This is a genomic window from Brucella lupini (assembly GCF_002252535.1).
GTDB lineage: Bacteria > Pseudomonadota > Alphaproteobacteria > Rhizobiales > Rhizobiaceae > Brucella > Brucella anthropi.
The window spans coordinates 215312-239037 of sequence record NZ_NNRN01000053.1 but is presented as its reverse complement, the minus strand read 5'-3'; the positions used below and the strand labels follow the sequence as shown (position 1 = coordinate 239037).

Genomic DNA, 23726 nt, shown 5'->3' with positions numbered 1-23726 from the left:
GATTTCAGAAAGTTCAGAGCCTATTCCGCAGGCGTATCCTCGGGTCTCAAATCCTGCTCTGCCTTGGTCGATTTCTGATGCGTGAAACCCTTGAGGCCCTTGGCGGTTTCCTCGGCATCGCGTTTGATCTCGACTTCGCTCATTGCATAATGAACTGCAAGTTTTGCAATGGAAGTCAGAGCGCTTAGATGAATGCGCTCATAACCATGCGAGGCATCGACACCGAAGGTCAGCAAAGCCGTACGCACATCATGCCCGGCCTCAACCGCAGACGCGGCATCAGAACGGTAATAACGGAACACATCCTTCTGGACCTGAATGTCATGCTCTCCGCAAAGCTCGTAAAGTTTCTTCGTCAGATGGTAATCGAACGGTCCGGTCTGGTCCGCCATGGCAAGCGTGACGCCGAATTCCGATGAATTCTGGCCCGGCGCAGTCGTGCCATTATCGATGGCGACCAGCGAGGCAATATCCGGCACAACGACCGCAGAGGCACCCACTCCAACTTCCTCGCCGATGGTGAACAGCCAATAGCTATCGACCGGCGTTTCCACATTGGCTCTCTGCATCGCTTCGAGGGCCGCAAGCATGATTGCAACGCCTGCCTTGTCATCAAGGTGACGCGAGACGATAAAGCCATTATCGATGAATTCGGGCGCGGGATCGACAGCAACTATGTCACCGACATCGATACCGAGCTGCAGCAGATCATCACGATTTCGGGCGAGCGCATCGACGCGGAGTTCGACATAAGGCCAGCCGACCGGCTGCGTATCGACTTCGTCATTGAATGTATGGCCGGAAGCTTTCAACGGCAGGATCGAACCGCGATAAATTCCTTTGGACGAAAAGATGGAAACGCGGGCACCTTCAGCGAAACGCGCTGACCAGTTACCGATGGAAACCAGTTCCAGCCGTCCGTTTTCCTTCAGATATTTTACCTGCGCGCCGAGCGTATCGACATGCGATACGATCCCGCGCGCCGGTCTCTCCGTCAGGCCCACCCTGCGCGCGCGAATAGCCCCCCGGCGCGTCAGCATAACCTCAAGTCCCAGATGCTCCAGCTCGCGCGCAACATAACGCACGGCTTCGTCGGTAAACCCGGTCGGACTCGGTATGGCGAGAAGCGCCTTGAGCCGTGTTACGAGATAGTCCTGATCGATTGTGATGGCGGTCTGCATCATTCATGTGTCGCAAAACAAGACCGCAACGTCAACGTCATCTCCAGAACAGAAAACTTCGGCACCGGTGTTACGCGGCGCCGAGATGCCATCAGAAACTCCAGTCTTCATCCTCAGTCGCGACCGCCTTGCCGATGACGTAAGAAGAGCCGGAACCGGAGAAAAAGTCGTGGTTTTCGTCTGCATTCGGCGAAAGAGCGGACAGGATCGCCGGGTTGACCTTGCACGCTTCAGCCGGGAAGAGTGCCTCATAGCCGAGGTTCATGAGAGCCTTGTTGGCGTTGTAATGCAGGAATTTCTTGACGTCTTCAGTTAGGCCAACGCCATCATATAGCGCTTCCGTGTAGCGAACCTCATTGTCGTAAAGTTCCAGAAGAAGTTCGAAGGCAAAATCCTTGATTGCCTGCTTCTGCTCTTCGTTCAAGCGTTCCAGTCCGCGCTGGAATTTGTAACCGATGTAATAGCCATGCACAGCCTCATCACGGATGATGAGCCGGATAAGATCGGCTGTATTGGTCAGCTTTGCCCGGCTCGACCAGTACATGGGCAGATAGAAGCCGGAATAGAACAGAAAGCTCTCCAGGAAAACGCTGGCGATTTTCCTTTTCAGCGGATCATCCGCGCGATACTGGTCCAGGATCAGAACGGACTTGCGCTGCAGGAATTCGTTTTCCTCGGACCAACGATAGGCATCGTCAACATCCGGCGTCAGGCACAAAGTCGAGAATATCGACGAATAGGATCGTGCATGAACCGCTTCCATGAAGGAGATGTTGGACAGCACCGCTTCTTCATGCGGCGTCGCTGCATCATCCATCAGCTTCACGGCACCGACTGCGTTCTGGATCGTATCGAGAAGTGTCAGCCCGGTGAAAACGCGGATCGTCAGTTGCTTTTCCTGCGGTTTCAGCGTTTCCCACGACTGAATATCGTTCGAAAGCGGCACCTTTTCCGGCAGCCAGAAATTGCCGGTCAGACGGTTCCAGACCTCAAGGTCTTTCTCATCTTCGATCCGGTTCCAGTTGATCGCACGCACTGCGGCGGGTTTCGGGTTCTTGGTTTTCACTTGAATATTCATTGGTCATCACCAGTGGTCAGAGGGCGCAGGAAACGCAACCCTGCACTTCCGTGCCGGAGAGCGCCATCTGGCGCAGGCGAATGTAGTAGATGGTCTTGATGCCCTTCTTCCACGCGTAGATCTGTGCGCGGTTGATATCGCGTGTCGTTGCGGTATCGCGGAAGAACAATGTCAGAGACAGGCCCTGATCGACGTGCTGCGTCGCCGCCGCGTAAGTGTCGATGATCTTTTCCGGCCCGATCTCATAGGCGTCCTGATAGTAATCGAGATTGTCATTGGTCATGAACGCTGCCGGATAGTAGACGCGACCGATCTTGCCCTCCTTGCGGATCTCAATCTTCGACACGATCGGATGGATCGATGACGTCGAATGGTTGATGTAGGAGATCGAGCCTGTCGGCGGCACGGCCTGAAGGTTCTGGTTATAAAGCCCGCCCTCCATCACCGCATTTTTCAGATCGCGCCAGTCATCCTGCGTCGGAATCGCAGTGCCAGCCTTTTCGAAAATTTCTCGAACCTTTTCCGTCGCCGGTTCCCAAAGCTGCTCGGTATATTTGTCGAAATATTCACCTGTTGCGTATTTGGATTTCTCGAAACCTTTAAAGGACTTGCCCGTTTCCACTGCAATCAGGTTCGATGCGCGGATCGCGTGATAGGTAACCGTATAGAAATAGATATTCGTGAAATCGACGCCCTCCTCCGAGCCGTAATAAATCCGCTCGCGGGCGAGATAACCATGCAGATTCATCTGGCCGAGACCGATGGCATGGCTTTCATCATTACCTCGGGCGACCGACGGCACGGAACCGATTTGGCTCATATCGGAAACTGCTGTCAGAGCGCGGATGGAGGTTTCGATGGTCTTGCCGAAATCGGACGAGTCCATTGCCGATGCAATGTTGAGCGAACCCAGATTGCACGAAATATCCTTGCCGAGATGATCATAGGAAAGGTCTTCGCCGAAGATGCTCGCCTCACTCACCTGGAGGATTTCCGAACAGAGATTGCTCATGGTGATGCGCCCGTCAATCGGATTGGCGCGGTTCACCGTGTCCTCGAACATGATATAGGGATAACCGGACTCGAACTGGATTTCCGCCAGCACCTGAAAGAACTCGCGTGCATTGATCTTCTTCTTGGTAATGCGCGCATCATCGACCAATTCCCGATATTTTTCGGTGATCGAAATCTCGGTCAGTGGCACACCGTAGACCCGCTCCACGTCATAAGGCGAGAAGAGGTACATATCCTCGTTGTTCTTCGCGAGTTCGAAGGTAATGTCTGGAATGACCACACCAAGCGACAAGGTTTTGATGCGGATTTTCTCGTCCGCGTTTTCACGCTTCGTGTCGAGAAAACGCATGATATCCGGATGATGTGCATGCAGATAGACAGCGCCCGCACCTTGTCGCGCGCCAAGCTGATTGGCGTAGGAAAAGGAATCCTCAAGAAGCTTCATCACCGGAATGATGCCGGATGACTGGTTCTGGATCTGCTTGATGGGCGCGCCCGCCTCGCGGATATTGGTGAGGCTCAGCGCCACGCCGCCGCCCCGCTTCGACAATTGCAGAGCCGAATTGATGGAGCGTCCGATGGACTCCATATTGTCCTCAACCCGCAGCAGAAAGCAGGAAACAAGTTCGCCGCGCTGTTTTTTTCCCGCATTGAGGAATGTAGGCGTCGCAGGCTGGTAGCGGCCTGAAATGATCTCATCAACGAGATCGCGCGCAAGCTGCTCATTGCCACGCGCCAGCGCCAGCGCCACCATGCAGACGCGATCCTCATAGCGCTCCAGATAGCGCTTTCCGTCGAAGGTTTTCAGCGTATAGCTGGTGTAATATTTGAACGCGCCCAGAAATGTCGGAAAGCGGAATTTCTTCGCATAGGCTTCGTCGAAAAGGTCGCGCACGAAATTGAAGGAATACTGATCCAGTACCTCCTGTTCGTAATAGCCTTCGCTCACCAGATAATCGAGCTTTTCCCGCAAGTTATGGAAAAAGACAGTGTTCTGGTTCACGTGCTGGAGGAAATACTGGCGTGCGGCCTGCCGGTCGCGATCGAGCTGGATTTTGCCCTCGTCATCGTAAAGGTTCAACATTGCGTTTAGTGCGTGATAATCCAGCCCGTCCGAAGATTTTGACGGTTTGCTGCTGTTGGAGGTGGCCGCTTGCGGCGCATCCTGCGCCACTGGCCATACTTCGCGTTCCCGGATCAGGGTCGTGTCTGCCGTGTCCAAAATCGTTCCATCCCGTTTTTGACATTGCCAATGTCCTCATCGGTTCCCAGAAGCTCGAAGCGGTAGAGATAGGGAACCTGACATTTGGCGGAGATAATGTTGCCGGCGATACAGAAAGCCTCGCCGAAATTGCTGTTTCCCCCGGCAATCACGCCGCGGATGAAAGAGCGGTTGCTCTCATCGTTGAGAAAGCGGATCACAGGCTTGGGGACAGCGCCCTTGGAGCCGCCGCCGCCATATGTGGGCGTCACGAGCACGAATGGCTCGCGCACCTGCAATCCGCCAGAACCGTCCATCGGGATACGGTTCGACCGCATTCCAAGCCTCTCGACAAACCGGTGTGTATTTTCCGACCGGCTGGAGAAATAGACGATCAGGCTCATGTGACCATAGCCCTCAGGCGAGAGCGCTGATCATATCGGGCCGGAAGCCCGCCCAATGGGATTCACCTGCCACAACCACCGGCACCTGGCGATAACCCATGTCTTGAACGAGATGGAAAGCATCGGCATCGGCGGAGATATCGATGACTTCATATTCGATACCCTGGCGGTCGAGGGCGCGCGTGGTGGCCGTGCACTGGACGCAGGCGGGTTTGCTGTAAACGGTGACGTTCATTTTTTCCTCACTGGAGCATGTCTCCCAAAAGTGGGAACCGGTTTTGGGGTTAAGACATGCATAAAAACAAAGAGATAGAGTATTTCCAACGGTCCGGTTTAAACTGGAATACTCTCGATAGGAGACGCAAAGAGCCGTTCGCGCATCGCAAAATGCGCGTCGAAAGACATGAGATACGGGATCGGCCAGCCGCACGAACAAGCAGCCTGACCACACAAACTATGCCTCGAAGGGAGGATCGGAACCGAAACTGAATAAACTGGACATGGACTTCACCCCGAAGCTATGAGCGGGAAGTTCGGGGCAGCAACCCGTAAGGCAACGATTTGCCACACAAGATTGCGCGCCAACCGGACACCCCGCCCGTGGACGTACTCGTTCAAGGCAGGTCTCCTGGCTCACGGATCAACATTCTGTCCGCCTTCCCAGCCAAAGCCAGTGACGTGATGGACAGAACTCTCCGCTTACAGTTGCGGGGGCAGCTCCGGCATTGCCGCATCCATCATGGATGAAACGCACCGGATTCCCGTCTTAGCTTTCGATCCAACGAATCGAAAGAACCTAGAACACTATATATAGTAGTCGAAGTTAAAAACTCGTCAACAGATAGTTATCCGCAAAGCGTAGAATGAACGAAGCGTTCTTTACCCAGCTGGCTTGATCGGTTTCGGTCTGAACTCCGGCTTGATGGCCTTGAGGGCCATGCGATCCACCATTGCGGGGGCAATCAGTTTCAACCAGCGCCCAAATCGCATCTGGCGGGTCATCAACACTTCACGCTTGCGAGCCTGCACGCCTTCCAGCATCAGCCGCACAGCTTCCTCAACGGGCATCATGTCATCTTCGCGCACACCACTTGTTCCCAGCGCGCCGCCGCTTGCGCTGTAACCCACCTTGCGAATATCGGTTTTGACAACGCCCGGATAGACGATGGTAATGGATATGCCGCTTGGTTCCAGTTCCGCGCGAAGCGCCTCGCAGAAACCCGAAAGAGCGAACTTCGTTCCGCTATAGGCAGTGCGCCCCGGCACACCGATCAATCCGGCAACAGAAGACACAGCCACTATCCGTCCCTTGCTGCCGGCAAGATACGGAAGTGCTGCATGAATGGGCCAGACGCTACCCCAGTAATTCAATTCCATCAGATCATGCATCCAGTTGAGATCATCTGGTTTGATCTCAGCAAAATTGGCGTGGGCCGACATGCCTGCATTCACGATCAAAGTGTCGATACGACCGAAAGCGGAAACGGTTTTACTGATAAGATCGATACAGGCTGTACGATCTTTCACATCGGTTGGCACCACGAGAACCGAACTGCCCAGTTGCCGCAACTCTGTGGCCAGATTTTCCAGCTTTTCAACATTGCGCGCAGCAAGCACCAGAGCAGCATTGGCACGGTCACGCCGGGCAATCTGCCGTGCAGTTTCGGCACCGATCCCATCCGATGCTCCCGTTATGATCGTCACATCCATGCGAGGCCCTCCCTGCCTATCGATCAGACGACAGGCAAGGTACAGGCAGGGCAATCAATGCGTCCAGTGGTTTAGACCTTGCGCGATAGAATAGCAGCAAGAGCGAGACCACCGATCAGCGATATGTGCTCCAGCGCCACCGTCATATCCCGGAAAGCTTCTTCTCCTTCCTTTGCCCAGAACGGGTGGGCAACAGGAATGGTCAGGATCGTAAAGACGGCAAGAGCACCACAAGCCAACCAGATTCCGCGATTGAAGATGATCATCAGCGATCCGACAATCTGCAAAAGCAGGGTTGCGCTGTTGAACAGCCAGCCCGGATGAAGACCAAAGCTTTCCATTTCCGCAGCATTGGCGCCGAAGTTGAAGAGCTTGGCCAACCCACTCGACCAGAAAATGAAGGTAAGGACCACCCGCGCCAGCAAAAGGCTGGCATGGGAATCGAGGATGTTGGCGATGAAACGCGGCATTGGTCAACCCTTTCCGCCGGTGATACGGATAACCTTGAATGCGACCGCCACGGCAACTGCTGGCGCGAGTGCGAATATCACCGACAGCCAGAGCGAGGCATTTGCCGCGCCCTCCACACCTCCCGGCACGGCAATGCCGGCAAAATTGGCAATCATCCCCGCGCAAGCCGTCCCGAAGGCTATGGCGAAGAGTTGTACGGTCGTCATTCCACCCGCTGCGAGATCCTGCTCGGTGGACGGAGCGCTCTGATAGACGCGGGTAACGAGGCTTGGCCATGCAAGACCGATCCCGAAACCGATCAGGATGAGCCCAAGGCAGACGGGCGCGAGCAGCAACCAGTTGCCGTTGCCATGGATCGGGAGAAATATGGCGAGCAGGACAAGACCGGCGAGCGCCAGAACAGGTCCGGCAACGACAAGCTTGTCGCCCCCCTTCTCCTGCCATCTGGAACTGAGGAAGGATGCCACCGTCCAGCCGATTGCCATAAGTGCCGCCAGATATCCTGCCCAGAGCGGAGACTGGCCATGCAAGTGCTGCAGCAGATAAGGCACGTATATTTCGGGCTGCATGCTGAGCATCAAAAGCGCGATCGTAAGGTAAAGAGTCCCGAGCGGCGTCGACAGGCTGAACGAGCGGCGCGGCAGGAGACGTGCCTTGGCGTCGCGCTCCACGAATGTGATGATGGCGATCATGAACATCGCCACACCCAAACCGACGACCTTCCATAGCGTTTCCTGTGACAGGCTCCCCGCTGAAACCGCAAGGACAGCGCCGGTCAAGAGGATGAGTTGAAGAATCGGAATGGAAACACGCTCGTTTTTATCCCAGCTCGAGCGTGGCAAAGTCGCGAATGCCACCACAGCGAAAAGACCCGATACCGGCAGCAATGACCAGAAAGCGGCGCGCCATGCGCCATATTCGGCAAAGATGCCGCCAATCGCCGGCCCGATCAGCGTGGCCACGCCGAACATAGCGGAAATAAGACCGATGGCCCGGCCCCACAGGCGCTCCGGCAAAACGACACGGGTGAGACCATAGGCGAGCGCGTAAAGAAATCCGCCACCGAGGCCTTGCACGCTCCGCCCCGCCAGCATGACCGGCATGTTGATGGCCAGAGACGAGATCAGTGTGCCTGCTGCAAACAGCAGGGTCGCCACGACATAAGCGCCTCTTGGACCGGCACTTTTCAGCAGCCGCGCGGTGAGCGCAGCCCCCAGAATGGAGGCAACGACGAACAAGGTCGTCGCCCAGGCATAGAAATCCATGCCGCCAATGTCCTGCACCACGCTCGGCATGACTGTAGTCGCGATATACATATTGACCGCATGGAGAGTGACCCCTCCGGCCAAAGCCAGGGCATAGAGACCATTTTTACCCCTTAGAAGCTCCCCCCAGCCAGCAGGCGCATGTCCCGCAATCCCCGCTGGTGTTGTTTCTTCGATCGAACTTTGCACTGTCGGCCTCCGTGAACTGAATTGTTGCCGACGGGTTTATAGGACCTCAACTTTGGTTGAGGTCAATAGGCTATTTCCACTGGAAACGAAGGCTTTTGACCGGTGCGAAATGTGGCATGGAACGCCGCAAGATTGCCGCTGCGAATGAGCGCAGCAGCGTCGGACAGGTTCGCCTCAGATGCAGGGAAGTCAGATAAGATTGCCGGGCTTGACCATCAATCTTCTGGGACCGGCGCCTTGCTGACCGAGGATGTCATCCGGATTTCGCAACGGGCATTCGGACAGCGAGAGACAACCGCAGCCGATGCAACTCGTAATCTGGTCACGAAGCTGCATCAGACTGTCGATGCGTTCCTGAAGCATGTCTTTCCAGGCTTCCGAAAAACGTCTCCAGTCCTCTGCCGTCGGTACGTGGTCGTGGGGAAGGTCTTCCAGCGCTTCACGAATGATCGCAAGCGGGATGCCCGCACGTTGCGCGATCTTGATAATGGCGATGCGGCGCAGCACGGCACGGTGATAGCGGCGCTGGTTGCCCTCTGTGCGCCAGCCCTCGATGAGCCCCTTGGTTTCATAGAAATGGACCGTAGATACCGCCACGCCGGCGCGCCGGGAAACGTCACCAACCGTCAGGCTTTTCTTGAGACCTGAATGTTCCATATCGTCAAACTCGATCATGCCGAATGTGTAGGCCGCAGCCCCGCACAATTGCAAGACGCGTCATAAATCCGCATCATGTCTCAACGCGCGATAATTGCGGCGTGCCCATAGCAACGGGCGCGAATGCAGCGGCAGATCGGTATTCGTTACCAGCCCGGCAAAAAGCGTGTGATCCGCCATTGGAACGTTGCCCGCCAGTTCGCAGTCAATGGCAGCCGAAGCCCCGAAAAGACGCGGTCTCCCAGACGGCCATTCGCCCCACACACCAATGAGAAATCTCTGCGCGGGGGGAACCTTTCCCGCGAAGGCATCGCCGATCATCTCCTGCCCTTCCGCGAGCATGGCGAGCGAGAAGCCGCCATCAGAAAGGATCGCCGTTGCCAGCGCGCTGTCGCTTTTCACCGAAACCAAAACCATGGGCGGCTCGGCGGAAAGCGACAACACCGCTGTCACCGTGCGACCGTGGGCTTCACCGGCATCGCATGAGGTCAGCACGGACACTGTTGCGGCCATCCGCGACATCGCATCCGCGAACTCTCGCTTCGAAACGGCGCCGATTGCGTCGCGGTCTATATGCAGCACGTTTCTGTTCATCATCTCAGGCAACCTTCGGCTTCTGTCCCTGATAGCGCCGGTCGGAAACGCCCCGCAGCGCTTCCGACCGGCCATGGCCTCACGTCGGGATGTCCGTTCGGCCATATCGTTTCCAAACAGCTATTCGGAATGCTGTTTCAGATAGGCGATCATGTTTTCGAGGTCTTTCTCCCTGGTCAGTCCGGCAAAAGCCATCCAGGTGCCTTTCACCATGGCCTGCGGCTTCCTGAGAAAAGCCTTCAATTCCTCGTCGTTCCAGACCAACCCCTCAGCAGCCGCCTTGCGCATCGCATCCGAATAGGGATAGCCCGGATAGGAGGCGGCCTTGCGGCCCACCACGCCTTTCAGTGATGGGCCGCGTTTGCTTTCGTCGGCATCCGCCGTGTGGCAGACGGAGCATCGCTTGAAGAGTTTTTCTCCCGCCGCAGCATCTGCCCTTTCACCAGAGGCAGCTGTCGAAACAAGAAGGACATTGGAAAAAGCAAGGGGAACAAAAAGAAGCGACAAGCGCATGGACGATACTCCAGATGATCGGCCATGCTTCTCTAGTTCCTCAACCTTGGTTGAGGTCAAGAGCAAATCTCGTCTGCTTCCTCATTTTTAGACAACGCTCGTGGAAAAATTCGCAGCAGCGCTCAACACAGCCCGTATCGATGCGGTTGCGATATCGTCGTCGATCCCGACGCCGAAAACTTTCCGTCCATCATGCGTACGGCATTCGATATAAGCCGCAGCCTGCGCGTAGGTGCCCTTTTTCAATGAATGTTCGTGATAGTCGACGATTTCCAGATCGATATCGCAACCGGCCTGCAATGCCGAGACCGCACTTGATATCAAACCATTGCCGTGCCCGGTTATGGCGATTTCCTGCCCGCGATGCCGAATGCGCCCGGCGAAGACACGCGCCTCTCCGCTCCGTGCGGGCCTGCTTTCCTTGTAGTTCAGCAGCTCAAAATCAGCATTCTCTTCCAGATGATAGACATCGTGGAACAGCGACCAGATCATTTCCGCGGTTGTTTCCTTGCCGGTATCGTCGGCGAATGCCTGCACGCGACGGCTGAAATCGATTTGCAGCGGGCGCGGCAGTTTCAGCCCCCGGTCCTGCTCCAGCACCCATGCTACGCCGCCCTTGCCCGACTGGCTGTTTACGCGGATGACGGCTTCATAGCTTTCACCGATATCTTTCGGATCAATGGGCAGATAGGGCATTTCCCATATGCCGTCATTGCGGCTTTGATGCGCGGCAAAACCCTTGCGGATCGCATCCTGATGCGAGCCGGAAAAAGCTGTATGGACCAGTTCGCCAACATAGGGGTGGCGCGGATGAACCGGCAAGTCATTGCAATGTTCGACCGTTCGCACGACGGAGCGCATCTCCGGGAAATAAAGCTTTGGGTCGATGCCCTGCGTATAGAAATTGAGCGCCAGCGTAACGAGATCGACATTGCCAGTGCGCTCGCCATTGCCGAACAGGCAACCCTCGACACGATCAGCGCCTGCCAGCAAGGCCTGTTCCGTAGCAGCCACTGCCGTCCCCCGGTCATTGTGCGGATGCACGCTTATAATGACGCTGTCGCGGCGCGACAGGTTGCGGCAGAACCATTCGATCTGGTCCGCATAGACATTCGGCATTGCCACTTCTACCGTAGCCGGCAGGTTGAGGATCGCCTTATCTTCGGGCGTTGGCTGCCAGACATCCAGAACACGTTCGCAGATTTCCAGCGCGAAATCAGGCTCGGTAAAGCAGAAGGTTTCCGGCGAATATTCGAAAGTCCAGCGTGTCTCTGGTTGTTTCCGGCTTTCTTCCAGCATGGCAGTTACCCCACTGACAGCCAGATCGATGATCTCCTCCTTTTCCATATTGAACACCACGCGACGAAACAGCGGCGCGGTTGCATTATAAAGATGAACGATGGCCCGACGGGCACCGCGCAGGGATTCGAAAGTGCGCGCGATGAGGTCAGCGCGCGACTGAGTGAGCACCTGAATGGTCACATCGTCGGGTATGAGTTCCTCTTCGATCAGCCGACGAACAAAGTTGAACTCCGTCTGCGAAGCGGAAGGAAACGCAACCTCGATTTCCTTGAAACCGATTTCCAGAAGCATGCGATAGAAACGCATTTTCTTCTCGCCGTCCATCGGGTCGGCGAGCGCCTGATTGCCGTCGCGCAGGTCCGTCGAGACCCAGCGCGGCGGCTGCGTCAGCCGTCGGTTCGGCCACTGGCGATCCGGCAATTCGATCGGAGATATGAAAGGACGGTATTTGCTATCCGGGTTTTGCATCATGACAATAGTTCCTTCGGCTGCGGAGCAGCAGCTGCGACAATTGGGAAAGGGGATTGACGGCAGGTTACGACCGCCGGGATGCCATCAGGCCCAACGGTCGCCGGTAGGTCGAAGGAGAAGAAGCGAAAAAGCCAGGCGTGCGCCGCCAGCCGGAGCGTTCAAATCCGTTGAAACAAGTGTCTTGTGGCTGGCGCAAGCGGACACTGCGGGGCTCTCTTAAAAATGGCTTCTCCACTCCATCATATGTGAATGGATATTGGCATTCCTGCGCTTTAAGGCCATTCTTGAGCGTAAAAGGGTCAATCCATGTCACTGAATCATCCGGCGCCCCTTGCACTCGCCATATCCGCCATCGCGCAGGACGATGCATCCTTTACAGGGCCGCCGCACCGTCACCGCGATGCGCAATTGATCTATGCGCGGTCCGGCGTGGTAACCGTTGCAACCGAAAACGGGAGCTGGGTCGTTCCTCCCAATCGCGCCGTGTGGGTGCCACCGATGGTGGAGCACGCAACCCGCAGCCACGGACCTGTTCAGTTTCGTACGATCTTTATCCACCCGGATGCCGCTCGATCCCTCCCCTCATCCTGCGGCGTGGTGGAAGTTTCTTCCTTGCTGCGCGAACTGATCCTGCGTCTTGTGGAATTGCAGGGCCGGCCAGCTACTCCCTTCGCTCAACGTGTCTGCGAATTGCTGTTGGAGGAACTCACTTTTCTGCCCGCCGAACCCCTCAGTCTTTCCGTGCCATCGGATCACCGGCTCCGCACCCTTTGCCAGACGCTGCAAGCGGAACCCGATACGGAGTTATCGCTCGATGCTGCCGCCTCGCGGGCGGGAATGAGCAGGCGCAGTTTCATGCGTCATTTCGAGCGTGAAACCGGCATGACCTACGGTCGCTGGCGGCAGCAGGCCCGCTTGCTTGCTGCATTGCCAGCGCTTGCCGCAGGCGTGCCTGTCGTGACCGTGGCGCTGGATTGCGGATACCAAAGCGCAAGCGCTTTCGCCGCAACGTTCAAGCGCAGCCTCGGACGAAGCCCCGCAAGTTATTTCGAGTGAAATATTCACAGAACAGCCTGATGACACTCGCCAAGAACGACAATATTTTCAATCGCTTATTGCTCCGAGGCGTGCACGGATGAGCTTTCCAACATGGATTTCAGCGTCTTAGTCGAAGGGAGAAATTGACAGTCCGCCTTTCCATCATGTATCGATCTTTAGGCTTTGAACATCGTTCAATATATTGAACGATCGAAGGTTTCTCCCAAGGCCTTCTTTCAAAGCCATCGGTGCATCGGCTGCATCGGAGAATTACGGATACGCTTCCTTCCCAAGACAGAAGCAGGTCCGGGATAAGCCCAGCGTTGTGTGCCGGTGAGGAAATGAGAGACCTCGGCGCTGGTGAATGTGATAAGGGTGGAATGATGACAACAGAGATCAAGCCATTTTCGTTCGACACCATCGGTTCGATGCTCGTCGAATGGAGCGCCGCGAAGCGCCTCGGCGAAATCCTCGGCGAACGGTTTTCCGAACGCAATATTCTGATCGTGACGGACAAAGGCCTGCACAAGGCAGGCGTTCTCGACCGTGCACTGGCTTCTTTGGAGAAAGCTGGTTTCGGTATCAGCGTTTTCGATGACGTGGTGGCCGATCCGCCGGAATCCGTGCTGTTTGCCTGCGTCGAGCAAGCAAAGACCGCTGGTTGCGACATCGTACTCGGTTTGGGCGGCGGTTCGTCCATGGATATCGCCAAGCTCGCAGCAGTGCTGCTTGTCTCCGAACAGGAGCTTTCCGAACTGTATGGTATCGGCAAGGTGCAGGGCAGCCGTCTTCCGCTGATCCAAATCCCGACCACAGCTGGAACCGGATCTGAAGTCACGAACATCACCATTCTGACGACCGGTGAAACCACGAAGATGGGCGTCGTTGCCCGTCAGCTCTACGCCGATTTCGTTATTCTCGACGCAGAACTGACCTGCGGTCTGCCTGCCCTGCATACAGCCGCAACCGGCATCGACGCCATGGTCCACGCAATCGAGGCCTATACAAGCCGGATCAAGAAGAACCCGCTGTCCGACGCATTTGCACGCGAAGCGCTGAAGCTTCTTTCGGCCAATCTGATCGCCGCTTGCGAAAACGGCAATGATCGTCATGCCCGTCAGGCCATGCTACTCGGCGCGAATTATGCCGGTCAGGCTTTCTCCAACTCGCCCGTCGGCGCTGTTCACGCGTTGGCTTATCCGCTCGGCGGTCACTATCATGTGCCGCATGGCCTTTCCAATGCGCTGATGCTGGGGCCTGTGCTGCGTTACAACATGGCGGGCGCGGCCAAGCTCTATGCAGAGCTTGGCGATCTGCTGCTGGAGAAATCCGAAGGCACGACGGAAGAGCGTTCTGCGGCATTCGTCACCTATATGGAAGAGCTGATGAACAAGTCCGGCGCACCGCGCCGCCTGCGTGATGTCGGCGTGACGGAAGAAAGCCTCGAAATGCTCGCGCGCGACGCGATGCTGCAAACAAGGCTTCTGGGTAACAACCCGGTCGATGTGACCGAGGCCGACGCTCTGGCGCTTTATCGCGAAGCTTTCTGATCAAACATAACGACCTGACGGACCGGACACCCGAGAAGCGAGCTGACAGCCACTTCTCCGCAGCTTGTCTCTGTGTCTCTGGAGAATAAATTGAGCACTGAACGTATCGACGGTCAGGAGCAGCCCTATTGGCCTGCCGGACCATTCAAAATTCGCCTGCCTTTCGTTCACTACAAATTCGAATGGCCTGATTATTTTCAAGGTCTGCTGATGTGCGCAGTGGATCTGTCCGCCATCCCGCTCATGACTGAACTTCTTGGGATGCCTTTTGAGGTCGCCCTTGCTGTGGTCGTGCTGAACGGCTTGTTCTATCTTGCGCATCATCTTCTGGGCGATCCCGTCGTTCCGGGCTGGATCACGCCTGCCATCCCGCTTCTGATGGCCTATTGCTCCACATTCCCCGAAGGTCCCGAACGCGTTCACGCTCTGGTCGCATTCCAGATGATGCTCGGCATATTCTCGATCTTTATCGGCGCGACGGGCATGGCGCATCGGGTGGTGAAGCTTATTCCCGCCGCCATCAAGGCGGGTATCATTGTCGGCGCGGGATTTGCCGCCGTGATATCGGTTTTCCAGCTGGGCGGGCGTTTCGATACGTTCCCGTTCACGATCACCATTGCTGTTGGCCTCGGCTTCTACGTCATCTTCTCTCGCCATTTTGCGCGTATCAAGAACAGTAATCCGGTGCTTGCCATTGTCGGAAAGCTTGGTGTGTTCCCGATTATTCTGCTCGCTGTCGTTATCGCTCCCCTCTTCGGTGAAGCACAGTGGCCGAAGCTTGAATGGTCGATCACAAGTCCGGATTTCACCACGCTATGGCGCGAATATACGGTTTTCGGCCTCGGCTTGCCGCCGCTTTCGATGTTCCTCAGCGCAATCCCGACAATGCTTGCGGCCTATATCGTCGTGTTCGGCGATGTCCTGCAAAGCCGCGCCATTCTGAAGGAAGCCGATGAAGCGCGTCCTGATGAAAAAGTGGACTACAACCCCGACCGGGCACATCTCATTTTTGGTGGACGCAATGCTGCAATGAGTGTTCTCGGACCGGATGTATGCATGTGCGGCCCGCTCTGGTCGGCCATGCACGTCGTCATCACCGAGCGTTTTTCGCAAGGAAAGAAGGCCATGCATTCGATCTTTGGTGGCGCAGGCTCATTTCGCTGGGGCACCAATACCGGCTTGTTTCTGATGCCGATCGTCACTCTGGTGCAGCCGATCCTTGGCGTCGCACTCGCCCTCACCTTGCTTATTCAGGGATATGTTTCGGTTCGCGTCGGCATTCTCGAAGCACGTTCCCAACGCGATCTTGGCATTGCCGGCGTGGTCGGCGCGGTTCTTGCCACTCGCGGTGCAGCCTGGGCTTTTGCGACCGGTGTCGTCCTCTGCCTTTTGATATATGGCCGTGACTTCTTCCGTGGTGAAGTAGACAACACTTTTACCAAAGACAACTGACCGATAGCCCTCCCGGTCCCACCGGGAGGGCTTCTGGTTTTTATCCACTCACGACTTCAGGCAACGGTCGATCCACTGTCATCGCATGATCGAGAACCCGTTGCAGATTGGCGGCGTGACGGAAACTCGGTTCCAGTTCCGCACCATCGGCCACAGCACGCGCAAAACGCTGGTAGTTCGTCTCTACCGTTCCCGCATCGATGTCCCGCCAGACCGGCGTTTCAATGTCCTCGCCGATGGAACCACGCAGGCTTGAGCCAGTGGGTGTGTGGAGGATTTCCAGCGCACCCTTGTCGCCATGGATCCGCAGCCGCAGCTCGTTCAGGTGCCCCGTTGCCCACCGGCTGGCGTGAATGACACCCAGCGCGCCATTGGTGTATTCCGCCATCATGACGAAGCTGTCATTCGCATCGAGCACATACTCACCGATATGGTTGTTATCCGCCTTTTCAAATGTCTTGAGACGTGCCGAGGCCCGCTCCACATCGCTGCCGATAGCATAGCTCGCAAAGTCGAGAATATGGATGCCGACATCGCCCAGAACACCGTTCGAACCGTGTCGGGTCGAAAGGCGCCAGAGCCATTTGCTTTCAGTTTTCCAGTCGCCCCATGTCTTCGAGACTAGCCAGCTTTGCAGATAGGACGCCTCGAAATGGCGCACCTGGCCGATCTCACCCGCCATCACCATTTCGCGCGCCTTTTGCAGGGGCGCGACATTGCGATAGGTCAGGTTGACCATGTTGATGACATTTGCCTGCTCGGCAGCATCCGCCATTTCAGCGGCTTTTTCGTAGCTTTCTGCAAGCGGTTTTTCGCAGAAGACATGCTTTCCCGCGCCCACCAGCGCAAGTGTGGTCGGATGATGAATGGCATCCGGCGTGACATTGGCAACTGCATCGAAACGGCCCCACTCCAGCGCATCCTCAAGCCGGGTGAAGCGGTTGTGGATGTCGTGATTTTCAGAGAAGCCATCGACACGCTCCGCCGAAACGTCACATGCGGCAACCACCTCGACGCCCTCGATGGCCTTGAAGGCTTCGGCATGGTTTTTCGCCATGCCGCCTGTTCCCAGAATAAGAAGACGCATCATGCACCTCAACGATAACCGGCTTCGCCCGGCTTGTGCAGTTTAGGCCCACGCTCGACAATCGGCTCCAACGCCTTTTCGACCGGAACATTCGGCGCGGTGTGAATGCCCGTCCATGCCGGTTGCGGATTGTAGGCCCATTTGACCGAGTTGCGCAGAACTGTCTGCACATTCGCATCATGATAGGTTGGATAGGTTTCATGACCGGGGCGGAAGTAGAACACATTGCCCGCACCGCGCCGCCATGTCATGCCGGAGCGGAAGACTTCACCGCCCGCAAACCACGAGATGAAAACGGTTTCGAGCGGTTCCGGCACGGAAAACTGTTCACCGTACATTTCCTCGTTCTCAAGCACAAAGTTCTCGTCCAGCCCCTGTGTGATCGGATGGCCGCGATTGACCACCCAGAGCCGCTCACGCTCGCCCGCTTCACGCCATTTGAGCGCACAGGGCGTTCCCATCAGACGCTTGAATATTTTGGAGAAATGTGCGGAATGGAGCACGATCAGCCCCATGCCTTCGAAAACGCGCTTCGCGACGCGTTCCACAACCTCGTCACTGACGCCACCATGATCCTTGTGGCCCCACCAAACGAGCACGTCGGTCTTGGCGAGACGCTCTTCAGTCAAGCCGTGCTCCGGTTCCTGCAAGGTGGCAGTCGTCGCTTCGATGGCGCTATCCTCGCTCAGCGCCCTGGCGATAGTGTTGTGCATGCCGTCCGGATAAACCAAACGCACTGTTTCATTGATCTGCTCGTGAATGTTTTCACCCCAGACGATGGTACGAATAGGCACGAGTATTCTCCTTGCTGCGGGCATTACAGCCCATTTGTCTCATGTGTCATTATGCTTGGGAGGTCAGCGTCAGATGGCACGACCCTTTTCATCGAAACGATGAATGTTTTCACCCATCGGGGAAACCGAAAGCGTCTCACCTGATTTACGCGCCGCCACGCCGCTTTCGCGGACCACCAGCGGTTCCTCCAGGCCGAGATCGATATAGACATAGGTATCGGAACCGAGAATTTCGGTATGGATTACCTGACCGGTCCAATGACCATTTTCGTGCACGATAGCGAGATGTTCGGGACGCAAACCCACCGTATGCGCGCCAAAAGGCTCACTATATCTGCCGGTCAGGAAATTCATCTTCGGTGATCCGATGAACCCGGCGACGAAAAGCGAATTTGGCTTTTCGTAAAGCTCGAGCGGCGTTCCGATCTGCTCCACGCGTCCGTCGCGCAGCACACAGATGCGGTCGGCCAGTGTCATCGCCTCCACCTGATCGTGCGTCACATAGATCATGGTGGTGTCTTCCATGCTCTGATGGAGCCTGGCGATCTCAAGCCTTGTAGCCACACGTAGTGCCGCATCGAGGTTGGACAAGGGTTCATCGAAGAGGAACACTTTCGGATCGCGCACGATGGCACGACCAATCGCGACACGCTGCCGCTGCCCACCGGAAAGCTGGCGTGGCAGGCGCTCGAGATAAGGCGTCAGCTGCAGCATCTCCGCAGCCTTGTGAATGCGGCTCTTGCACTCATCCTTGCTCTTGCCCGCGAGCTGCATGCCGAAGGCCATGTTCTCGTAGACTGTCATATGCGGATAAAGTGCATAGGACTGGAACACCATGGCGATGCCGCGCTTCGAAGGTGCGAAGCTGTTGACGACCGTTCCGTCGATGGACAGATCACCCGATGAGATTTCCTCCAAACCTGCAATGAGGCGCAACAGCGTGGACTTTCCGCAACCGGATGGACCGACGAAGACCATGAACTCACCGGGTCGGATATCCATATCCACGCCCTTGATGACCTCGAAGTTACCGAAAGACTTGCGCACATCGCGCAACTGAAGTTCTGCCATGGTTGTACCTAACCCTTTACGCCGCCTGCCGTCAGACCGGACACGATCCGCCGCTGGAAGATGAGCACGAGGATGACGAGGGGAACCGTCACGATGACGGAAGCCGCCATGATGTTGCCCCAGGGGATTTCAAACTGACTGCTGCCGGACAGAAGCGCGATAGCCACTGGAACGGTGCGCTGGCTGCCCGAAGAGGTGAAGGTGAGCGCAAACAGGAACTCGTTCCATGCCGAGATGAAAGCGAGCAATCCGGTTGTCACCAGCGCCGGCCACATGAGCGGCATGAAAACACGCGTGATGATGACCCATGGCGATGCACCATCCACGATGGCCGCTTCCTCAATCTCGATTGGCAGGTCACGCATGAAGGTGGTGAGGACCCAGACCGTAAACGGCAGCGTGAAGATCATATAGGAGAAGATCAGCGCCAGCGGCGTATTGAAGATGCCGAGGAAGCGGATCAGCTCGAACAGACCCGCCAGAACGGCGATCTGCGGAAACATGGACACCGAAAGAATGGTGAGCAGTAACAAGCCCCGTCCGCGAAAACTCACACGCGCCAGCGCGTAGGCAGCCGTCACCGCCAGCAACAGCGAGATTGCCACCACCACGGTCGCCACCAGCAGTGAATTACCAAGACTGCGTAGGAAGCTGCCCTGCGTGAGAACACCGGCATAATTGTCGAGCGAGAAACTGCTTGGCCAGTAATCGACCTGAAACAGCGCCGTCCCGGATTTGAGACTGGTGATGATCGCATAATAGAACGGGAACACCGCGATCAAAATGATGAGCGCCACCAGCAGATAGAAGCTGAGGGTTTTCACATAGTGCATCATGCTATTCCCCCCTGCTGCCGACATTGACGCGTCCGAAGAACATGTAGAGCACGGTGATAGCCGCAATGATGAGGAACAACATTGTCGATGCTGCCGCACCATAGGCGAATTTGTCGAAATCGAAGAGATTTTCGCGGGCGAAAACCGACATGGTCTTGGTCTGCGCATTATTCGGCGTCAGCACATAGATCAGGTCGAAGATGCGCAAGGCATCCAGCATACGGAAGATGATCGCCACCATCAGCGCCGGACGGATCAGCGGCAGCGTTACCCGCCAGAACACCTTGACCGGATGCACGCCATCGATCTTGGCCGCTTCGTAAATGTCGGATGGCACCATTTGCAAACCGGCCAGAATAAGCAGCGCCATGAAGGGCGTCGTCTTCCAGACATCAACAATCAGGATCGCGACCATCGCGGTGTCGGGATTGGCCGTCCAGGCGATCTTCTGGCTGATGAGGCCCAGATTGAGCAGGATATGATTGAGGATGCCGAACTGGTCGTTGAGCATCCAGCCCCACATCTTGGCTGAAACAATCGTCGGGATTGCCCACGGGATCAGGATTGCGGCGCGCACGAGCCCACGCCCCCGGAAATTCGCATTCAGCACCAGAGCGACGATCAATCCAAAAATCGTTTCAAGGCTGACTGACAGAATAGTGAACCGGATCGTGTTCCAGACCGCACCCCACCAGGCGGGATCAGCCAGAAGACCGCGATAAACGGTACGACCGCTCTTGAGCGTCACCCAGGACAGATAATTGTTAAAGCCAACGAATTCCGCCGTACCGAGGCTCGCCAGCGATGCATTGGTGAAACTGAAATAGATGGTCCGCAGCAGCGGCCAGCCAGCCACCAGCGCCAGCACGATCAGTGTTGGTGCGAGAAACACCCATGCCGACCGGATACGTTGCGCGCGCAGATCGGAGTGAACCCGGCTTGTTGTTGCCGAGCTCCCCGAGATATCGAGAGAAGTCTCCGTCATGATCCCACTCTTGGTCCTGCTCAGAGAAACTGGAGCGTCCGGGCTGCCCTTTTCGGGGGCTTGGGAGGACAACCCGGACGCGGCTTGATCGGTCCCTACCAGCCGGAGCCTTCCAGCTCAGTCAGCTCGACCTCAAGCATTTCGAGATTCTCCGCAGCCGTACCGTTGCCCGAGAGCGTCTTGTGCACGGCAGTCCAGAATTTCGACGACACTTCGTTGTATTTCACCTTTGTCGCAGCCGACGGGCGCGGCACTGCATTCTGGAAGATCGGCTTCCAGTTTGCCATGAAAGGCTGCGCTGCAATGATATCCTTGTCGTCGTAAAGCGCTTCAATGGTTGGCAGGCGCGAAATCTGGACCGCCTGCACCTTTTGCACTTCCGGCGAAGCCAGATATTTCACCAGCGCGATGGCAGCATCCTGCTTGGTGGAATATTTGGAAACGGCAAGATTCCAGCCGCCAAGCGTCGAGGATGGCGCGTCACCCTCCGCACCGGCAGGCAATGGCGCAACGTCGAACTTGCCTTTCACGCCGCTATCGGCACTGTTGCCAAGCGCATAGGCATAAGGCCAGTTGCGCATGAAGACGGCATTGCCGGTCTGCCAGACGCCACGCGATTCCTCTTCCTGATAGGCGAGTGCGCCCTGCGGCGATATCGAACCGATCCAGCCCTTGGCGCGATCGATCGCTGCCGCAGCCTTTTCATTGTTGATGGAAATCGTACCGTCGGCTTCGACGATCTGGCCGCCACCCGACGACTTTACCCATTCAAGCGCATTACAGGTCAGGCCCTCATAGGCATTGCCCTGAAACACGAAACCCCAGAGATCGGACTTTCCCTCGGCCCGCTCCTTGTCCATGATTTCCTTGGCAGTCGCCGTCATCTCGTCCCAGGTCTTGGGAACCTGCTTGTTGTATTTTTCGAGGAGATCCTTGCGATAGAAAAGTGCCGGAGCATCAGTATAGAATGGCAACGCAACCAGCTTTCCATTCACGGTCTGCGACGCGATAATGGACGGGAAATGCGCGCCCGTGACATCCTTGGTGGCTTCCGTCAGATCAACAAACTGTTCGGACAGCTGCGGCGCCCAGACTACATCCGTCTGGTAAACGTCGATATCGGCGTTACCGGCTGCAAGCCACAGACGATACTGGCTGAACTGCTCGCTGCTTGACGATGGCATCGAGACGATGTTGACCTTGTTGCCGGTATCCTTCTCGAACTTGACGATCTGCTCCTGCAGAAACTTGATGTTATTGCCCGTTGAATTGGCTGCGATGGAAATCTCCACCGCATGAGCGCTCACTGTCGCCATACCAAATGCCACGCAGGCCGCGAGCACACCCTGAAAAGCCTTCATTGTTCCCTCCTCCCATCCATTCTGTAAGCGGTTTGATAAAATCGAAAACGGTTTGGATGACGAAAAGGTTGCAGAGGACCGCATTTCTGTCAAGCCGCAGATTCTGCACCATGCTTCACTTCATCCAACACCAACCATGAAACAGCGATATTTCAATATCTTACCGTTCCGTTTCATTGTTGATTGTCGGTCTGGAACCTTAGCTTCCCAAACATCACAAAGCGAAAACTGAAACAAACTTGAAATCGGTTTGGTTTTCGTGCACCCTATATGTTGCAGCAGTTCAAAGAACTCAACCGACCAATTGTTAATCGCAAGGAAGCGGCTATAATCCGCTGCCTTGCCTGCCTGAATAATTCGAAAGCCAAATGAAGCTCCGTGAATTCGCCAAACATCTCGGCCTCTCAGCCACGACCGTCAGCCGGGCGTTGAGCGGCTATCCCGAAGTGGCGGAAAGCACGCGCAAGCGGGTCATGGACGAGGCTGTACGTCTCGGTTACCGGCCTAACGTCAACGCGGTCAGACTGGTTACCGGGCGTGCCGGTGCAATCGGCGTCGTGATGGGCCGCAACAGCGAGTTTCATTTCGCCGAGTTCATGCGCGGCATGGCAGAACGGCTCAGTCAGGATGAAGTCGATATTCTCGTCAGCCCGATTGCAAACAACGGCACCGACGACGAAGTGCAGCTTTGCCGACGTCTGGCCACCAGCCATCGCGTCGATGCCATCATCGTGACATCTCCAAAGCCCAATGATGAGCGCATCCGCATGCTGCACGAACTGGGCATGCCATTCCTCGTGCACGGACGGTCTGAAACCGATATTCCGCATGCATGGCTCGACATCGACAATGAAGGCGCGGTTTACCGTTCGACTGCCCATCTGCTCGACCTCGGCCACCGTCGCATTGCGATGATAAACGGTCGCTACGGCTTCACCTTTTCGCTTCATCGCGACGAAGGCTACCGGAACGCTCTCGAAAGCAGAGGCATCGCCTTCGATCCGGAACTTGTCGAGCACGGCGACTTCACGGACGAGATCGGTTATCGTCTCGCGCGCAAACTTCTGGAGCGCGATCCGCGCCCGACCGCGTTTGTTGCCGGCTCTATGATGACTGCGCTTGGCATATACCGGGCCGCGCGCTCTTTCGGCCTGACTATCGGCAAGGATATTTCCGTCATCGCCCATGACGATGTCATCTCGTTCCTGAGCGCCGACAATATGGTGCCGTCCCTGACCGCAACCCGCTCGTCGATGCGCGCTGCTGGAAAACGTTGTGCCGATCTCCTGATGGACATACTCGACGGACGCGCGGCAACCGACATCCATGAATTATGGCCGGTCGAACTGATCCTGCGAGAATCAGCAACCCGCGTGCCGGAATGGGCCTAGTAATATTCAAGATTTGACGCGATTTGTCAGATTCAGGCCGCTGGTGTAGATTTGTCGTGCAACGCGGAATTGGTTCAGCACGTAGAAATACGCATCTGAAACCAAACCGCG

Annotated in this window: 22 protein-coding genes and 1 riboswitch; of the genes, 4 read left to right on the top strand and 18 right to left on the bottom strand. The window is 56.3% G+C overall.

Annotated features, from left to right (window positions below):
• Positions 1 to 20: 20 nt before the first annotated feature.
• From CES86_RS17990 to leuA, 12 genes are all read right to left on the bottom strand, one after another.
• Positions 21 to 1181: an osmoprotectant NAGGN system M42 family peptidase gene (locus CES86_RS17990; RefSeq protein WP_029928050.1), complete on the bottom strand. Its 1161-nt coding sequence runs from the start codon at positions 1179 to 1181 to the stop codon at positions 21 to 23.
• A 91-nt stretch (positions 1182 to 1272) separates the two neighbouring features.
• On the bottom strand, positions 1273 to 2259 hold the full coding sequence (gene nrdF / locus CES86_RS17985) for a class 1b ribonucleoside-diphosphate reductase subunit beta (protein ID WP_011982691.1): 987 nt from the start codon (positions 2257 to 2259) through the stop codon (positions 1273 to 1275).
• A gap of 16 nt (positions 2260 to 2275) precedes the next feature.
• Positions 2276 to 4495: a class 1b ribonucleoside-diphosphate reductase subunit alpha gene (gene nrdE, locus CES86_RS17980; RefSeq protein ID WP_029928052.1), complete on the bottom strand. Its 2220-nt coding sequence runs from the start codon at positions 4493 to 4495 to the stop codon at positions 2276 to 2278.
• Positions 4471 to 4878, bottom strand: coding sequence for a class Ib ribonucleoside-diphosphate reductase assembly flavoprotein NrdI (gene nrdI, locus CES86_RS17975; protein ID WP_029928054.1), 408 nt, complete (start codon positions 4876 to 4878; stop codon positions 4471 to 4473). Before nrdI ends, nrdE begins: the two co-directional genes overlap by 25 nt.
• Before the next feature lie 13 nt (positions 4879 to 4891).
• Positions 4892 to 5113, bottom strand: coding sequence for a glutaredoxin-like protein NrdH (nrdH, locus tag CES86_RS17970; protein ID WP_010660916.1), 222 nt, complete (start codon positions 5111 to 5113; stop codon positions 4892 to 4894).
• 366 nt (positions 5114 to 5479) lie between these two features.
• A riboswitch (cobalamin riboswitch) is annotated at positions 5480 to 5693 on the bottom strand.
• Positions 5694 to 5757: 64 nt separating this feature from the next.
• Positions 5758 to 6588, bottom strand: coding sequence for an SDR family oxidoreductase (locus CES86_RS17965; RefSeq protein ID WP_029928056.1), 831 nt, complete (start codon positions 6586 to 6588; stop codon positions 5758 to 5760).
• 71 nt (positions 6589 to 6659) lie between these two features.
• Positions 6660 to 7058, bottom strand: coding sequence for a DoxX family protein (locus tag CES86_RS17960; RefSeq protein WP_010660914.1), 399 nt, complete (start codon positions 7056 to 7058; stop codon positions 6660 to 6662).
• Positions 7059 to 7061: 3 nt separating this feature from the next.
• Entirely contained in the window at positions 7062 to 8513 is a 1452-nt protein-coding gene (locus CES86_RS17955) for an MFS transporter (protein ID WP_029928058.1), read from the bottom strand.
• A 189-nt stretch (positions 8514 to 8702) separates the two neighbouring features.
• Positions 8703 to 9170 carry a redox-sensitive transcriptional activator SoxR gene (gene soxR / locus CES86_RS17950; protein WP_029376206.1) on the bottom strand — a complete coding sequence of 156 codons (468 nt, stop codon included), beginning with the start codon at positions 9168 to 9170 and terminating at the stop codon, positions 8703 to 8705.
• 60 nt (positions 9171 to 9230) lie between these two features.
• Positions 9231 to 9767, bottom strand: a complete 537-nt coding sequence (locus CES86_RS17945) for a flavin reductase family protein (protein ID WP_029928060.1) — start codon at positions 9765 to 9767, stop codon at positions 9231 to 9233.
• 117 nt (positions 9768 to 9884) lie between these two features.
• Positions 9885 to 10277, bottom strand: coding sequence for a c-type cytochrome (locus tag CES86_RS17940; protein ID WP_029928062.1), 393 nt, complete (start codon positions 10275 to 10277; stop codon positions 9885 to 9887).
• A gap of 87 nt (positions 10278 to 10364) precedes the next feature.
• A complete protein-coding gene (gene leuA / locus CES86_RS17935; RefSeq protein ID WP_029928064.1) occupies positions 10365 to 12050 on the bottom strand; it encodes a 2-isopropylmalate synthase in 1686 nt (561 codons plus the stop codon).
• Positions 12051 to 12356: 306 nt separating this feature from the next.
• Between leuA and CES86_RS17930 the strand changes: the two genes are divergently transcribed.
• The 3 genes from CES86_RS17930 (at position 12357) to CES86_RS17920 (ending at position 16090) form a co-directional block, all read left to right on the top strand.
• Entirely contained in the window at positions 12357 to 13106 is a 750-nt protein-coding gene (locus CES86_RS17930; RefSeq protein WP_010660908.1) for an AraC family transcriptional regulator, read from the top strand.
• A gap of 362 nt (positions 13107 to 13468) precedes the next feature.
• Positions 13469 to 14638, top strand: a complete 1170-nt coding sequence (locus CES86_RS17925; protein WP_036596217.1) for an iron-containing alcohol dehydrogenase — start codon at positions 13469 to 13471, stop codon at positions 14636 to 14638.
• A 90-nt stretch (positions 14639 to 14728) separates the two neighbouring features.
• Positions 14729 to 16090, top strand: a complete 1362-nt coding sequence (locus tag CES86_RS17920; protein WP_029928068.1) for a hypothetical protein — start codon at positions 14729 to 14731, stop codon at positions 16088 to 16090.
• Positions 16091 to 16130: 40 nt separating this feature from the next.
• Here CES86_RS17920 and CES86_RS17915 read toward each other — a convergent pair whose 3' ends face one another.
• The 6 genes from CES86_RS17915 to CES86_RS17890 all read right to left on the bottom strand — a co-directional run bounded on the left by CES86_RS17915 (position 16131) and on the right by CES86_RS17890 (position 22224).
• Positions 16131 to 17177, bottom strand: a complete 1047-nt coding sequence (locus CES86_RS17915; protein WP_010660905.1) for a Gfo/Idh/MocA family protein — start codon at positions 17175 to 17177, stop codon at positions 16131 to 16133.
• Between the two features lie 8 nt (positions 17178 to 17185).
• Positions 17186 to 17971 carry a ThuA domain-containing protein gene (locus tag CES86_RS17910; RefSeq protein WP_029928070.1) on the bottom strand — a complete coding sequence of 262 codons (786 nt, stop codon included), beginning with the start codon at positions 17969 to 17971 and terminating at the stop codon, positions 17186 to 17188.
• Positions 17972 to 18040: 69 nt separating this feature from the next.
• Positions 18041 to 19042: an ABC transporter ATP-binding protein gene (locus CES86_RS17905; RefSeq protein WP_029928072.1), complete on the bottom strand. Its 1002-nt coding sequence runs from the start codon at positions 19040 to 19042 to the stop codon at positions 18041 to 18043.
• 8 nt (positions 19043 to 19050) lie between these two features.
• Complete coding sequence (locus tag CES86_RS17900) at positions 19051 to 19878, bottom strand: carbohydrate ABC transporter permease (protein ID WP_011982680.1); 828 nt, start codon at positions 19876 to 19878, stop codon at positions 19051 to 19053.
• A gap of 1 nt (position 19879) precedes the next feature.
• The gene (locus tag CES86_RS17895) at positions 19880 to 20863 is read right to left on the bottom strand and encodes a carbohydrate ABC transporter permease (protein WP_094515048.1); all 984 of its coding nucleotides are present in this window, start codon (positions 20861 to 20863) and stop codon (positions 19880 to 19882) included.
• 95 nt (positions 20864 to 20958) lie between these two features.
• Complete coding sequence (locus CES86_RS17890) at positions 20959 to 22224, bottom strand: ABC transporter substrate-binding protein (RefSeq protein WP_011982678.1); 1266 nt, start codon at positions 22222 to 22224, stop codon at positions 20959 to 20961.
• Between the two features lie 368 nt (positions 22225 to 22592).
• Between CES86_RS17890 and CES86_RS17885 the strand changes: the two genes are divergently transcribed.
• Positions 22593 to 23615, top strand: coding sequence for a substrate-binding domain-containing protein (locus CES86_RS17885; RefSeq protein ID WP_029928076.1), 1023 nt, complete (start codon positions 22593 to 22595; stop codon positions 23613 to 23615).
• Positions 23616 to 23726 lie beyond the last annotated feature (111 nt).